Origin of the sequence: Salinibacterium sp. UTAS2018 (assembly GCF_004118935.1) — a bacterium.
GTDB lineage: Bacteria > Actinomycetota > Actinomycetes > Actinomycetales > Microbacteriaceae > Rhodoglobus.
The window spans coordinates 60,501-73,566 of the sequence record NZ_CP035375.1 but is presented as its reverse complement, the minus strand read 5'-3'; the positions used below and the strand labels follow the sequence as shown (position 1 = coordinate 73,566).

At 61.9% G+C, this 13,066-nt stretch carries 14 protein-coding genes; 10 read left to right on the top strand and 4 right to left on the bottom strand.

Annotation, left to right across the window (positions count from 1 at the left end):
• The first annotated feature begins 40 nt into the window (after positions 1 to 40).
• The 8 genes from ESZ53_RS00385 to ESZ53_RS00350 all read left to right on the top strand — a co-directional run bounded on the left by ESZ53_RS00385 (position 41) and on the right by ESZ53_RS00350 (position 7,513).
• Complete coding sequence (locus ESZ53_RS00385) at positions 41 to 958, top strand: NADP-dependent oxidoreductase (protein ID WP_129071022.1); 918 nt, start codon at positions 41 to 43, stop codon at positions 956 to 958.
• A gap of 64 nt (positions 959 to 1,022) precedes the next feature.
• Entirely contained in the window at positions 1,023 to 2,099 is a 1,077-nt protein-coding gene (locus ESZ53_RS00380; RefSeq protein WP_168187164.1) for an acyltransferase family protein, read from the top strand.
• A gap of 50 nt (positions 2,100 to 2,149) precedes the next feature.
• On the top strand, positions 2,150 to 3,391 hold the full coding sequence (locus ESZ53_RS00375) for a benzoate/H(+) symporter BenE family transporter (protein ID WP_246837337.1): 1,242 nt from the start codon (positions 2,150 to 2,152) through the stop codon (positions 3,389 to 3,391).
• A complete protein-coding gene (locus tag ESZ53_RS00370) occupies positions 3,388 to 4,416 on the top strand; it encodes an acyltransferase family protein (RefSeq protein WP_129071020.1) in 1,029 nt (342 codons plus the stop codon). Before ESZ53_RS00375 ends, ESZ53_RS00370 begins: the two co-directional genes overlap by 4 nt.
• Before the next feature lie 143 nt (positions 4,417 to 4,559).
• Entirely contained in the window at positions 4,560 to 5,384 is an 825-nt protein-coding gene (locus ESZ53_RS00365) for a DUF4397 domain-containing protein (RefSeq protein WP_129071019.1), read from the top strand.
• 68 nt (positions 5,385 to 5,452) lie between these two features.
• The gene (locus ESZ53_RS00360) at positions 5,453 to 6,061 is read left to right on the top strand and encodes a class F sortase (RefSeq protein WP_129071018.1); all 609 of its coding nucleotides are present in this window, start codon (positions 5,453 to 5,455) and stop codon (positions 6,059 to 6,061) included.
• Between the two features lie 20 nt (positions 6,062 to 6,081).
• On the top strand, positions 6,082 to 6,642 hold the full coding sequence (locus tag ESZ53_RS00355; RefSeq protein ID WP_129071017.1) for an RNA polymerase sigma factor: 561 nt from the start codon (positions 6,082 to 6,084) through the stop codon (positions 6,640 to 6,642).
• Positions 6,629 to 7,513 (top strand): anti-sigma factor, encoded by an 885-nt coding sequence (locus ESZ53_RS00350; RefSeq protein WP_129071016.1) that lies wholly within the window; start codon positions 6,629 to 6,631, stop codon positions 7,511 to 7,513. Before ESZ53_RS00355 ends, ESZ53_RS00350 begins: the two co-directional genes overlap by 14 nt.
• A 108-nt stretch (positions 7,514 to 7,621) precedes the next feature.
• Here the strand turns inward: ESZ53_RS00350 and ESZ53_RS00345 are convergent, their stop codons facing one another.
• From ESZ53_RS00345 to ppk2, 3 genes are all read right to left on the bottom strand, one after another.
• The gene (locus ESZ53_RS00345) at positions 7,622 to 8,629 is read right to left on the bottom strand and encodes a helix-turn-helix domain-containing protein (RefSeq protein ID WP_129071015.1); all 1,008 of its coding nucleotides are present in this window, start codon (positions 8,627 to 8,629) and stop codon (positions 7,622 to 7,624) included.
• A 115-nt stretch (positions 8,630 to 8,744) separates the two neighbouring features.
• Complete coding sequence (locus tag ESZ53_RS00340; RefSeq protein WP_129071014.1) at positions 8,745 to 9,710, bottom strand: alpha/beta hydrolase; 966 nt, start codon at positions 9,708 to 9,710, stop codon at positions 8,745 to 8,747.
• Between the two features lie 142 nt (positions 9,711 to 9,852).
• On the bottom strand, positions 9,853 to 10,755 hold the full coding sequence (gene ppk2, locus ESZ53_RS00335; RefSeq protein WP_129071013.1) for a polyphosphate kinase 2: 903 nt from the start codon (positions 10,753 to 10,755) through the stop codon (positions 9,853 to 9,855).
• Positions 10,756 to 10,914: 159 nt separating this feature from the next.
• On the opposite strand from ppk2, the gene ESZ53_RS00330 reads away from it, so the two are divergent.
• A complete protein-coding gene (locus ESZ53_RS00330; RefSeq protein ID WP_129071012.1) occupies positions 10,915 to 12,030 on the top strand; it encodes an LLM class flavin-dependent oxidoreductase in 1,116 nt (371 codons plus the stop codon).
• 52 nt (positions 12,031 to 12,082) lie between these two features.
• Positions 12,083 to 12,715 carry an FMN reductase gene (locus ESZ53_RS00325; RefSeq protein WP_129071011.1) on the top strand — a complete coding sequence of 211 codons (633 nt, stop codon included), beginning with the start codon at positions 12,083 to 12,085 and terminating at the stop codon, positions 12,713 to 12,715.
• Between the two features lie 146 nt (positions 12,716 to 12,861).
• On the opposite strand, the gene ESZ53_RS00320 is transcribed toward ESZ53_RS00325, so the two are convergent.
• Positions 12,862 to 13,044 (bottom strand): DUF5302 domain-containing protein, encoded by a 183-nt coding sequence (locus ESZ53_RS00320; protein ID WP_129071010.1) that lies wholly within the window; start codon positions 13,042 to 13,044, stop codon positions 12,862 to 12,864.
• Positions 13,045 to 13,066: the final 22 nt, after the last annotated feature.

Here is a 13,066-nt window from a genome sequence, read left to right as displayed (position 1 = left end):
CCCCGGTGTGCAATTGCGACGCACCGGTTAGGCTCGAAGAATGTCGCGTCGCGTTACTTACTCTCAGCTCGGTGGGCCAGAAGTGCTCACGATTTCCGAAATCACCGCTCCTCACGCGGGCGACGGCGAGGTGCGCGTGCGAGTGAAATTCGCGGGCATCAACCCGTTCGACGCGAAGGTATTTAGCGGAGCGGCCACGGCTAATCCTCAAAACGTGACATTTCCGAGTGGTAATGGCAATGATTTCGCCGGCGTGGTCGACGAAATCGGCGACGGCGTCGAGGGCTGGACGGTGGGCGACGAGGTACTCGGAGGCAAGGGTTTCAGCGGTCAAGCGGACTTCGTTGTTGTTCCGGCGGAGAAGCTCGTCCGCAAGCCGGCGCAACTGGGCTGGGAACAGGCGGGCGGTCTCGATATCGCCGGTCGCACGGCGTGGGCGAGCGTTGACGCTGTTGCTCTTACCGCGGCGGATACCGTTCTCGTGAGTGCCGCAGCGGGTGGCGTCGGCGTCATAGCCGCTCAGCTCGCCAAGCTGAAGGGTGCGACCGTCATCGGTTCCGCCAGCGCGTCGAACCATGATTTCTTGCGATCTCTTGGCATCCACCCCGTCACGTATGGCGAGGGTATGGTCGAGCGCATTCTCGAGATCAGTCCCGAAGGTCTCACGGCCGCTCTTGACAACAACGGCCGCGAAACAGTGGATGCTGCACTCGCGCTCGGCGCCCCGGCTGACCGCATCAACACCATTGCCGACTATGCGGCAGTGTCAGAGTACGGCACGTCGGGCGTGGGCGCTGCGGGTGCGACTCCGCAGGATCTCGCGTCATTGGCGGCCCTCATCGCTGCCGGCACTGTGCAGGTGCCGATTGACGAGGTGTTCCCGATCGAGCAGGTCTCTGCGGCGTATACCAAGCTGCTGCACGGGCATTCGCGGGGCAAGATCGTGCTCGCGCTCTAATAAACTGTAGATCCGCTGCGATTGAGAAGCAGCCGAACTCATTGCGGCAGAGGACACCACTTTCGTGAGCCAAGAATTGCCGGCGTCTCCGGCACGCTCGTCGGATAACGCCGCGAACAGAGCTCGTGCGCGCGATCCTTACTTCGACAACGCCAAAGCGATTCTCATCGTGCTCGTCGTCGTCGGCCACGCGATTGAAAGAATCGATCGCGGCTCTGCAGACACGCTGTACACCTGGATTTACCTTTTCCATATGCCAGCCTTTGTGCTCGTATCCGGCTACCTCTCTCGATCGTTTTCTGGCACCCCGCGGCAGGTCGCTAGTCTTATTTCTCTCCTGCTCGCGCCTTATTTTCTCTTCCAGACGGTGCTCGCTCTCGAGAACTGGGCTTTCAACGGAAACGATTTTGCGCTTCAGCTTTTCGTTCCGACTTTCTCGCTCTGGTATCTCGTCGCTCTGCTGGCGTGGCGACTCGCGATTCCGCTCGTGCGCGTCATGCGACATCCGATGATTTTCTCGATTGCGGTGTCAGTGTTGTCAGTTCTCGGAGGCGGTATTTCCCAAGAGCTCTCGGGCGCCCGCATCCTCTCGTTCTTGCCCTTCTTCACTCTCGGTTTGATGCTGACTCCTCAGAAGATCGAGGCCTTCACGCGGCTCACATCGTCGCTCTGGGTTCGCGCGGGTATCGCGTCTCTCCTTGTCGCGACGCTGCCAGTCGTCTACCTCGGTCGAGACGTCATCGACCGGCGCTGGCTCTATATGTATGGTCAGGTTGAGAAGTTTGGCCTCAGCGAAGCAGAGAACGTGCTGGTGCGTGTGATGGTCCTGGTCGTGGCGCTGGCGATGACGGTGGCTGTGCTGGCTCTCGTTCCGCGACGCAGAAGCGCAATAACGGTGCTCGGCGAGCGCACCCTCGAGGTCTACCTGCTGCACACGATTATTCTCTACCCGCTTTTTCCCCTGATAGCTTCGTGGCCAGGCTGGTCATGGGCTTCGGTAGCAGTGATGGTGGTCGCGGCGGTGCTGCTGACGTTCGCCCTCAGCAGCCCGCTCGCAATGAAAGCGACTCGATGGCTCACTCACCCCCTCGATGCTGTGCGGTGGGGCCAAAGCGTGTTCGGGCGCAGGCCGCTGCCTTAGCTCGGCTCTGACTGCGCCGCGCGACAGCCCTCGTCGAGCGCGCCGGTAGAGTGGGGCCGCACAACTCTCGTGCGGTCAACCCACCGAAGGATTCCGCTATTTTCCAGCTCTTCTCGACCGGCATCATTGCGGGGATCGCGGGCTTCGCGTCATCCTTCACGCTCGTGGTTGCTGGCCTGCAGGCGGTGGGGGCGAGTGATGCACAGGCAGCATCCGGTCTCTTGATCCTCACGGTGATGATGGGGCTCGTCACGATCGGGATGGCATGGCGCTACCGGATGCCGATCACAGTGGCGTGGTCAACTCCCGGTGCGGCGCTGCTGATCGTTGCAGCCCAGGGAGACGTGCAGTTTCAGGCTGCGGTCGGAGCCTTTATCGTCTGCGGAGTGCTCATCATGGTGTGTGGCCTCGTGCCCGCGCTGGGGCGATTGATCACGCGGATTCCGCAGCCAATCGCGAGCGCGATGCTCGCAGGCATCCTGTTCCCGATCTGTCTCGCCCCCATCACTGCGTCCGTCGAGTATCCCCGGCTTGGCTTGCCGATGGTAGTGACGTGGTTGTTCCTGCTCAAGGTTGCCCCGCGGTGGGCTGTACCCGGAGCGCTCGTCGCGGCGATTGTCGCTATTGCACTCACCACAGAAGGGAGTGTGTTCGGTGGTGCAGCCGTCGCGCCGCAGCTCACGCCCGTTGTGCCAGTGTTCGATCCGACTCTTATCCTGAGCCTCGGCATCCCTCTCTTCGTCGTCACGATGGCGGGGCAGAACGTGCCGGGTTTCACCGTGATGCGCAGCTATGGCTACGCGGTTCCGGCCGGCCCCGCACTTTCTGTTACCGGAGCCGCATCGGTGGTAAGTGCGTTCTTCGGCGGTCACGCTCTCAATCTCGCCGCAATAACTGCCGCGCTCACCGCCAGCGAGGAGGCACACGACGACCCCAAGAGACGCTGGATCGCCTCTGTCGCCGCCGGGAGCACCTACGTGGTGATCGGTCTCGCCGCCGGGTTCGCAACGGCACTCGTATCGGTGGCGCCGCCCATCGTTGTCGTCGCCATAGCGGGGCTCGCAGTAATCGGCGCCCTCATTACGTCGGTGCGCTCGGCTCTGGATGCTGCTGAGCACCGGATCGCCGCGATAGCGACCTTTCTCGTCGCGGCTTCGGGGGTGACCGTGATCGGAATCGGCTCCGCGTTCTGGGCGCTCCTTGTGGGAGCAATCATCATGCTGTGGCTCGGCTGGAGCCGATCTGCCGGTCGGTCGAAACCCGTGACGACAGAAGAACCGAGTTCGACATGACCCAGAACACTTCACGCGACCCTTATCTCGACAATGCCAAGGCGATTCTCATCATCCTTGTCGTCGTCGGCCACGTGATCGAGCGCATCGATCGAGGATCAGCCGATGGCGTATACACGTGGATCTATCTCTTTCACATGCCGGCGTTCGTGTTCGTGTCGGGCTACTTCTCGCGAAGCTTCGTGGGTAACCCGAAGCAAATGGCGAGTCTTATCTCGGTACTAATCGCACCCTACGTGCTCTTCCAGATCATTTTTGCTCTCGAAAATTGGCTGATTCTCGGCAACAACTTCGAGTTGCGACTCTTCGTTCCGGGGTTCGCGCTCTGGTATCTCCTGGCGTTGCTGGTGTGGAGACTCGTGATCCCGCTACTGCGCGCAGTGCGCCATCCGGTGCTGATTTCGTTCGCTGTCTCGATTCTTTCGGTGCTGGCGGGTGGCGTCTCACAGGATCTGTCAGCGGCCCGCATCCTCTCGTTCTTGCCCTTCTTCACTCTCGGGCTTTTCACCACGCCTGACCACATCGATAAATTCAAGCGGCTGACCGCTCCGCTGTGGGTGAGAGTGGGTACCGGAACGTTGTTCGCTGCTGCTGTGGTTGCCACCTATCTCGCGCACGACGTGCTGCCTCGACGCTGGATCTACATGTACGGCCAAATGGATACATTCGGCCTCACCGAGGTTGAGCATGTCGTGGTGAGGGTGGGCGTGCTCGTCACGGCGTCAGTGATGTCGCTCGTGTTCTTCTCGTTGGTGCCTCGATTCAGTAGCCCTCTTACCGTCCTTGGGCAGAGAACGCTCCAGATCTACCTGCTGCACACCATTGTTCTCTACCCATTGCGGCCGCTGATCGGAGACTGGTCTGACTGGACCATCCGCACCGTCGCCTTAGCCGGAGTATTCGGTGTCGCGCTCGCGGTGGTTCTGGGCACACGGGCCGTGGCTCGAGCCACGCGGTGGCTCACTGATCCGCTGGCGCTCGTGGCTCTGGTTCGCGGCACTAGAGAAGGGCCCGCGCGGCTATAGATCCGGTGCCGTACGGATGACCGTACGAACCACCACGAAAAGAAACTTTCAACTTTTTTGAGATTGCTGCATCCAAAACAGGGGTTCAGCCAGAAGTACTCCATGTAAGGCGATTTACGCCCGACCACGAGAGGACATGAACAGTGCGAAACAAAATTTTTGCTGGTGTAGCCGCCGGAGCCATTGCCGCCGTCGGAGTAGCCATCCCCGCGAACGCCATTTCAGACACCACCGCAGACCTCTACGTTCTGCACGGAGTACCAGGACTCACCGTTGACGTCTACGTGAACGGCGAGCTGACCCTCGATGACTTCGAGCCCGGTGACCTTGCTGGCCCGCTCGACCTTCCGGCCGACACGTACACAGTCGCGATCACCGCTGCGGATGCGGAAGACGACTCCGAGCCGGCCATCGGCCCGATCGACCTCACGCTCGAAGCCAACATGAGCTACACCGCGGTCGCTCACCTCGACGAGTCCGGTGACCCTACCGCCAGCCTCTTCACCAACGACCTTTCTCCGGTCGCTGCTGGTGAAGGTCGTTTGACGGTCCGCCACACGGCAGCAGCGCCTGCTGTAGACATCCTTGCCAATGACGCCGTGGCCTTCGAGAACCTCAGCAACCCCGACGAGGTGAAAGCTGACCTCGCCGTCGGAACGATTTCCGCAGCGGTAGCCCTCACGGGAACGACTGACCCGGCCATCGGCCCGGCTGATGTCGACATTGCTGAAGGTGTCAACACGATCGTGTACGCCTGGGGTAGTGCAGAAGACGACAACCTCGACCTCGCCGTACAGACCATTGACGGCCTTCACTCGAACCCGAGTGGCGTAGATGCAGGAACCGCCGGCCTCGCGGCTGACAGCAACAATGGCGCACTCGTCGCTGGCCTCGGTGGCCTCGCAGCGCTTCTTGCCCTCGCCGGCTTTGCGGCAACCCGTCTCTTCGCCGCACGCGCAGCCAAGTAGACAACACCTGCTACAACTCAGTCACACTCAATAACAAGCACCCACAGAACCCCAGCAAGGAGAACGTCATGGCCTCGAGAATCCTAGCCCTCACCGCCATGGCGCTTCTCCTTGCTGGTTGTGCTTCACCCCCCGCCGAATCGATCGCTCCGCGTCCCGTGCCGTCTGCGGCCCCGACCGCCGTGGTCGACGTACCCCGCCAGTCGAGTGAGATCGCTCCCGTCGAGCAGCTCGCCGCTCCGGTACGCATCCAGATCCCTTCCGTCTCGATCGATATCGAGATCACTCCCGTCGGTGTCGAAGATGACGGCGTCATGGAGATTCCCCAAAACATTCGTGTCGCCGGGTGGTACCGCTACGGCCCCTCGCCGGCCAGCGACACCGGCTCGACCGTGATCACCGCGCACGTCGACGACTTCGAGCAGGGCCTTGGCCCCTTCGCGTATCTCAAAGAGATGCCCGCGGATGCCGAGATCATTGTCACGACAGATGACGGCGTCGACCACCGCTACCTCCTCGAATCCCTGCAAAACATCAAGAAGACGCAGTTGCCTCTCGACCAGGTGTTCGATAGAGATGGCGCACCCCGAATTGTGCTCATCACGTGTGGGGGACAGTTCGACGAGAACGTCTTGAACTACTCTGACAATGTCATAGCGATTGCCAACCCGCTGTGAACACCCTCAACCGGAGAGCTATGACCGACGACGAAGCCGCAGACGAAGCCCGCACCACGCAGGCATTCATCGCTGGCGACGAAGCGGCGCTCGCCGCGGTGTACAAACGGTGGTCATCGCTCGTGTTTACGCTCGCGGTGCGGTCGCTCGGTGATCGAGGAGACGCGGAAGACGTCACTCAAAAAGTATTCGTCTCCGCGTGGACCGGGCGCTCGAGTTTCAAGCCGGAGCGTTCGAGTCTCTCCGCTTGGCTGGTGGGCATCACCAAGAACAAGATTGCCGACACTCACGAGGCTCGCGCCCGTATTCGTCGGCTTCAAGAAGAGCTGGCGTCTACGACATCGAGAGCAGAGGCAGTCGCAGAAGACTTCGATCTGGCCGACACCCTCATGATGGCCGACGAGATCTCTCGCCTCGAACCGGACGCCCAAGCAATTATGCGATTAGCGTTTTTTGATGATCTCACCCACAACCAAATAGCCGACCGTCTCGAACTACCTCTCGGAACGGTCAAGAGCCATATCCGGCGCAGTCTGCAACGGATGCGAACACGATTGGAGGCGACCTATGCGACACGTTGATCCTGAGGTCCTTGCGCTGCTTGCCCTGGGCGAGCAAGTTGCCCTCCCCGAAGACAGCGCGCACGTCAGCGAATGCGATCGGTGCCGCGGTGAGATAGAAATCCTCTCGCGCGCTGCCATGATCGGCCGCTCGACGTTTGATGCTGGCGAACTGCTCGAGGCACCGTCACGAGTTTGGGATCGCATCAGCGACGAACTGTCTCTGTCTGTTCAGACGACCAGCGTGTTGTCCGATACTGCTGTGATCGATGACAGCGAAGCCGAGGTGCCAAGCGATGACTTGGCACATAAGCGCGCCGCACGGCTCAGCGAGGGGCGTGAGGAGTCAGAATTCGATGCTTCTGGCGACTCTGTGGATGCCCTCGCCAGCGCCACTGATGCCGCCGTCTCTGAAGGCGCCATCGTGCAGTCGCTCGCTGAGCGTCGACGCCGCCCGTGGATCGGAATCGTTGCCGCGGCGGCCGCCGTCACACTGGTCGCGGGTGCCGGAACCGCCCTCTGGGCGACGCTGAGCCCCGCCGCACAACCGACCATTCTCGCCAGCGCTACGCTCGACGCTTTTCCCGGTTGGCAAGATTCCACCGGCGAAGCGACGCTTGAGCAACTGCCCGATGGCACGCGGGTGATCGACGTCAACCTCGATGCTCCCGCGACCGACGGTGGTTATCGCGAAGTGTGGTTGATCACGACGGATGCCACGGCTCTCGTCAGCCTCGGAATTGTGGAGGGCACGTCAGGTCAGTTCACCGTTCCCGAGGGCCTCGATATGTCGAGTTATGACCTCGTCGATATTTCGGAGGAACAGTTCGACGGAGACCCGGCGCACTCGGGCGATTCGATTGTGCGCGGGCAGCTCTCCACTCAAGCGTAAAGATCAAGGCTGCTGTCGCTGGCAGAGTGTCGCGGGCAGAGTCTCGCGGGCCGGGGATCGCCGGCCGCGAGCGGGGTCCGATCGAAGCGGTGGTTACTCGGGCGGCGCCTACTCGAAGCGGGCGGATTCCAAGCGGTGAAGGGCGAGCGCAACGGAGAGCCGGGTGCGACCCCGCGACGTGCGCACGTCGAAGCCGAGCTTGGCGCTTAACTCTTCTGCCCGGGATTGCACCGTGGAGTGGTGAAAGCCGAGTGTCGCCGCCGCAGCCCGCAGACTCTCGCTCGCGGCCAGAGTGTCGAGCATCGGCAAGATGCGCGGGGTTTCGCGAATCACGACACCGAGCGATTGCAGATCGCAATTCTCCGGAGCTCCGGCGGGACTGATCTCGGCGAGCAACAACAGCGAACCTAGATCGTCGCCATACAGCACGGGCTCATGATCGGAGGTCAGCCGCAGCGCCGTGAGCGCCGAGAGCCAGGAGCGCACGAGGTCGGCGGGGGAGGCAGCGATACCGACGCCGGCACGCTCGGCGACCACGGCATCCGTGCTCAGGACGATCTCGGCGCGAACTGCTCCGGCCATGGTCGTGATCACAGCAGAAGGTCCCGCAGCGACTCGTGTAGTACTGGCCGGCTGCGCGATGATGCGATAGCGGGTGGTGGAAACCAGACGAAGTGTCTGAGCCGCGGCGTGGCGGCTCTCACCTGTTTCGGCAGCGTCGAGAAGGGTCTCGACCGGATTGTGAACTGATTCGGCCGGACCGGTGCGTTCGAAGAGGATGCTGAGGGCAAGCGTGACGCGCTCGAGGATCATGTCATCGTTGGCGTGCGCGTTTCCGGTCCGTTCGAGCCAGACGGTCCCGCCGCCCGTGACTGCTCGCGCTGGCCACGACTCCGGCGTACCTAATTCTGTGCTTCGTCGCCCGCGCTCATCGACGCGCAGGCTGAGGGACGGTGAGAGGAGCCCGGTGGCGCATCCGGCCAGCATGCTGGCGCCGCGCAGCAGAACTTCAGCGCTCGCGTGACCCGCGGTGAGCGCGTCGAAGTAGGAGATTACTCGCAGCGTCTCGCTGGCCTCGGGATCGAGTGCCTTCAATCGTCCGGCTAGTTCTTGCATTGTCGTTCCGCCTCTGTGGTTCGAGCCCCACTCTATTGCGGACCATTCAGAACGAACAGTCGGGAGCGGACTCGAACCACAGTTGTGTCGGCTTCGGGTGCGTGCGGTTGGCTCGTTACAGGCCGAGCGTGCGACGCAGCCAATTCAGGCGGGCATCCTGAGTCGCGACCGAGAGCGCCGCTAGCGGAGCCATGAAGTCGTAGCCGTGGAAGCCGCCGGGCCAGACATGGAGTTCGCAGTGTCCGCCCGATGCCCAGATGGCCGAGGCATACGCAACATCTTCGTCCCGGAAAACCTCCGAGGTCCCCACGTCGATAAAGGTGGGCGGCAAGTTGCTCAGATCTGTCGCACGAGCGGGGGCGGCATAGATCGAGACCTGATCAGTCTTGCGACGGTCGCCAAGCAGAGCGTCCCACCCCGTGTCGTTGCTTCCGCGATCCCACACGCCAGTGCCATCAATCTGATGACTCGAGACGGTCTGATTGCGGTCGTCGAGCATCGGGTAGATCAACAATTGTGCGGCGAGAGCGGGGCCGCCGCGGTCGCGCGCCATCAAGGTTGTTCCCGCCGCAAGACCGCCACCGGCGCTGCCGCCAGAGATAATGAGTTTGGCGGGGTCAATACCGAGCCGCTCAGCATTCTCGGCCGTCCAGACGAGAGATGCGTAGCAGTCGTCAACCGGTGCGGGGTCTGGATGCTCCGGAGCCAGACGATACTCGACTGACACCGCTACGGCATCCAACTCTTCGACCCACGCGAGCATCGTCTCCATGCCCATGAATCGATCGCCGATGATCATGCCGCCACCATGAGTGTGGAGGATACCGAGACCGGCAGTGGTGTGATCAGTGCGCTGGAAAATGGAGACGATCAGGTCGCCACCGGGCCCCGCGAAGGTTTCTTCTCGATGGCTAACGGGACGATCGAGCAACAGCTCATCGACGGCGGTGACGAAGCCGGCCCGCAGAGGCTCAATCATCTCGGGAGTAACGGTCGGGGGCAGCTGCTCATTGACGATGGCTAACACGGCGGCAAGCTCGGTATCAAACGGGGGAGCGGGATGAATTTTACGAGTAGACATGTGACCTCCATTGGTCAGGCGCCACGGCATTGTGACGGCCTGTCTCCACGCTAGAGCGTGGAACCGCGCACCAGTACCGCCACACGGTCCACGTTTCTCGTGCAGCAGCCGCCAGATGGCGGTGTCAGCCCGAAATCATCCTTCACACCGTGGGAAAGTTGGCCCCCAGCGTGTCGCCGTCTTCGTAAATCGATTGCGGGCTTCCGATCACGCGGGAGTCAGGAGTGCCGACCACCTCATAGTCCTTATTCGTATAGGGGAACTGTGCCAGTAGCCAGCGCATTGCTTCGATGCGTGCGAGCTTCTTGTCGTTGGATTTCACCACTGTCCACGGGGCTTGTGGGGTATTGGTGTAGAAAAACATGGCCTCTTTCGCTTGCGTGTAGTCGTCCCATTTGTCGAGGCTCGCGAGGTCGGTGGGGGAGAGCTTCCACTGTCGAACAGCGTCGTGGGATCGGGCCGCAAACCGCGCACGCTGCTCGTCGCGGCCCACGGAGAACCAGAACTTGACGAGATGGATGCCCGATTGCACGAGCATGCGCTCGAACTCCGGCGCGGAGCGAGTGAACTCGAGATGTTCTTGCGGCGTGCAGTAATCCATGACGCGTTCAACGCCCGCTCGGTTGTACCAGGAACGGTCGAAGATCACGATCTCGCCCCCGGTCGGCAGATGCTGCACGTACCGTTGGAAGTACCACTGCTTTCGTTCCCGCTCGGTCGGAACTTCGAGAGCGACGACGCGGGCACCTCGGGGGTTCAGGTGCTCCATGAAACGCTTGATTGCGCCGCCCTTGCCGGCGGCGTCGCGTCCCTCGAAGATGATGACGACTTTGCGGTCAGTTTCTTTGATCCACGACTGAAGCTTGAGCAGCTCGATCTGAAGCAAGCGCTTCTGGCGCTCATATTCGCGCCGGGACATCTTGGTCTCGTAGGGATGCCCGTCCCGCCACGCTACCTTGGGCGCATCGGGAGGCAGGACGGTATTCGGCAGCGCGAGGGGAGCGCTTGTCGTGGGATCAACAGAGTCACTGTTAGCAGGGTCCATATCTCAATTCTACAGAGTGTAGAAATAATCGTACTGTGTGCGACGCTCCAACTCGAGTACCCGCCATGTGGCGGTACGGGGCTGGAATGATCCGCCGTCAGCGTGGTTGAACCGGATAACTGATCCATCCACACAGATTTTGGGAGACCGGAGCACACCATGCAGTTCGGAATTTTCACCGTCAGCGACGTCACAACAGACCCGACGAACGGCCGCACGCCCACCGAGGGCGAGCGCATCAAGAACATCGTCACGATCGCGAAGAAGGCGGAAGAAGTCGGGCTCGATGTATTCGCCCTGGGGGAGCACCACAACCCGCCGTTCGTCTCCTCAAGCCCCACGACGACGCTCGCCTACATTGCGGCGCAGACCGAGAAGCTCATTCTCTCCACGAGTACCACGCTCATCACGACCAATGATCCGGTAAAGATCGCCGAAGACTACGCGATGCTTCAGCACCTCTCCGATGGACGCACCGACCTGATGATGGGGCGCGGCAACACGGGGCCCGTGTACCCGTGGTTCGGCAAAGACATTCGGGAGGGCATCCCGCTCGCCATCGAAAACTACTCGCTGTTGCACAAGCTGTGGCGCGAAGAGTTCGTCAACTGGCAGGGCAAGTACCGCACACCGCTGCAGGGCTTCCAGTCAACGCCGCGACCCCTGGATGGCGTGCCTCCCTTTGTCTGGCACGGATCGATCCGAAGCCCCGAGATTGCCGAGCAGGCTGCGTACTATGGCGACGGCTTCTTCGCCAACAACATCTTCTGGCCTAAAGAGCACTACATGAAGCTCGTCAACTACTACCGTCAGCGCTTCGAGCACTACGGCCACGGCACGGCAGCTCAGGCCATCGTCGGTCTCGGTGGTCAGGCGTTCATGCGCAGCAACTCGCAGGCCGCGAAGGCAGAGTTCCGTCCCTACTTCGACAATGCTCCCGTGTATGGTCACGGACCATCGATGGAGGACTTCACTGACCAGACACCGCTCGCCGTCGGCAGCCCGCAAGAGGTCATCGACAAGTACGCCGGAATGCGCGAGCACTTCGGCGACTACCAACGTCAGCTCTTCCTCATGGACCACGCCGGCTTGCCGTTGAAGACGGTTCTCGAGCAGCTCGACATCCTCGGCGAAGAAGTAGTGCCAGTGCTCCGCAAGGAGTTCGCCACCAACCGCCCCGCCGAAGTTCCGGATGCTCCCACTCACGCCTCGCTCGTCGCGAAGCGTGATGCGGCGCTCGCTATCTCCGCCGCCGGCGCCCCGGCAACCGTCTAGCTCCGCTACCAGCTCACACCCACTCCACTAGCTCCCCAGAAAGAAGCACATCATGTCCGACGTCAAGAAGATTGCCGTCATTGCCGCTGGCCTCAGTCAGCCGTCATCCACTCGACTACTCGCCGACCGCCTCACCGAGGCAGCCGTTGCCGCCCTGCGCGATCGCGGTGTTGACGCCGAGGTGACCGTCATCGAGCTGCGTGACCTGGCGCACGATATTACGAACAACCTACTCACGGGCTTCCCGAGCGCGAAACTCGATGAGGCGATCGCCGCGGTGACCGGAGCCGACGGGCTCATCGCCGTCACGCCCATCTTCACCACGAGCTACAGCGGGCTGTTCAAATCCTTCATCGACGTGCTCGACCCGCAATCGCTCACCGACCTGCCCGTACTGCTCGCTGCGACCGGCGGCACCGATCGCCACTCGCTCGCGATCGACTATGCGATGCGACCGCTGTTCAGCTACTTGCACGCCGTGGCGGTGCCGACCGGCGTGTACGCAGCATCCGCCGACTGGGGCAGCGGGGGAGAAGGCAGTTCGGGAACCCTGCCGGCTCGGATCGTGCGAGCCGCGGGGGAACTGGCGGCGCTCGCCGCAGTGTCCGACCGTTCGGACCAGATCGTTGATCCGTTCGCGCTGCCGGATGGCTTTAGTCCGGTGGGGAGCTTCGGCGCACAGTAACTCCACGAGGGCGCCCGCACCTCAGGCAGCGAGCAGGCCTGGAAACCAGAAAAGACCGCGCTGCTCGGCGAACTCCGTGATGAGGTAATCATCCGGTGTCGCCGGGCGGCAACGGTCTTTGTGCTGCGTTATCTGGTGTCGCTGCGTTATCCGGTTTTGCGGCGGAAGTCGCGCTTGTGATCTGCGCGATCTTGCGTGCCATGGATAGCCGATTCGGCATCCAAGTGACCGGGGCGTGCGGTTTGCTTGCCCTGCTTGCGATCAAGCGCCTCGCGGAACCTGCGCTTGTTCTCTTCGCTCGCAGAGGGTGTTTCTTCTGTGGGTTCCATACCTGTCAGCTTAAACCACCCT

Coding starts and splice junctions, on each gene's coding strand:
- ESZ53_RS00385 (WP_129071022.1), top strand. CDS start 41: ATGTCGCGTCGCGTTACTTACTCTCAGCTCGGTGGGCCAGAAGTGCTC.
- ESZ53_RS00370 (WP_129071020.1), top strand. CDS start 3,388: ATGACCCAGAACACTTCACGCGACCCTTATCTCGACAATGCCAAGGCG.
- ESZ53_RS00340 (WP_129071014.1), bottom strand. CDS start 9,710: ATGTCTACTCGTAAAATTCATCCCGCTCCCCCGTTTGATACCGAGCTT.
- ESZ53_RS00325 (WP_129071011.1), top strand. CDS start 12,083: ATGTCCGACGTCAAGAAGATTGCCGTCATTGCCGCTGGCCTCAGTCAG.
- ESZ53_RS00355 (WP_129071017.1), top strand. CDS start 6,082: ATGACCGACGACGAAGCCGCAGACGAAGCCCGCACCACGCAGGCATTC.
- ESZ53_RS00320 (WP_129071010.1), bottom strand. CDS start 13,044: ATGGAACCCACAGAAGAAACACCCTCTGCGAGCGAAGAGAACAAGCGC.
- ESZ53_RS00350 (WP_129071016.1), top strand. CDS start 6,629: ATGCGACACGTTGATCCTGAGGTCCTTGCGCTGCTTGCCCTGGGCGAG.
- ESZ53_RS00360 (WP_129071018.1), top strand. CDS start 5,453: ATGGCCTCGAGAATCCTAGCCCTCACCGCCATGGCGCTTCTCCTTGCT.
- ESZ53_RS00330 (WP_129071012.1), top strand. CDS start 10,915: ATGCAGTTCGGAATTTTCACCGTCAGCGACGTCACAACAGACCCGACG.
- ESZ53_RS00345 (WP_129071015.1), bottom strand. CDS start 8,629: ATGCAAGAACTAGCCGGACGATTGAAGGCACTCGATCCCGAGGCCAGC.
- ppk2 (WP_129071013.1), bottom strand. CDS start 10,755: ATGGACCCTGCTAACAGTGACTCTGTTGATCCCACGACAAGCGCTCCC.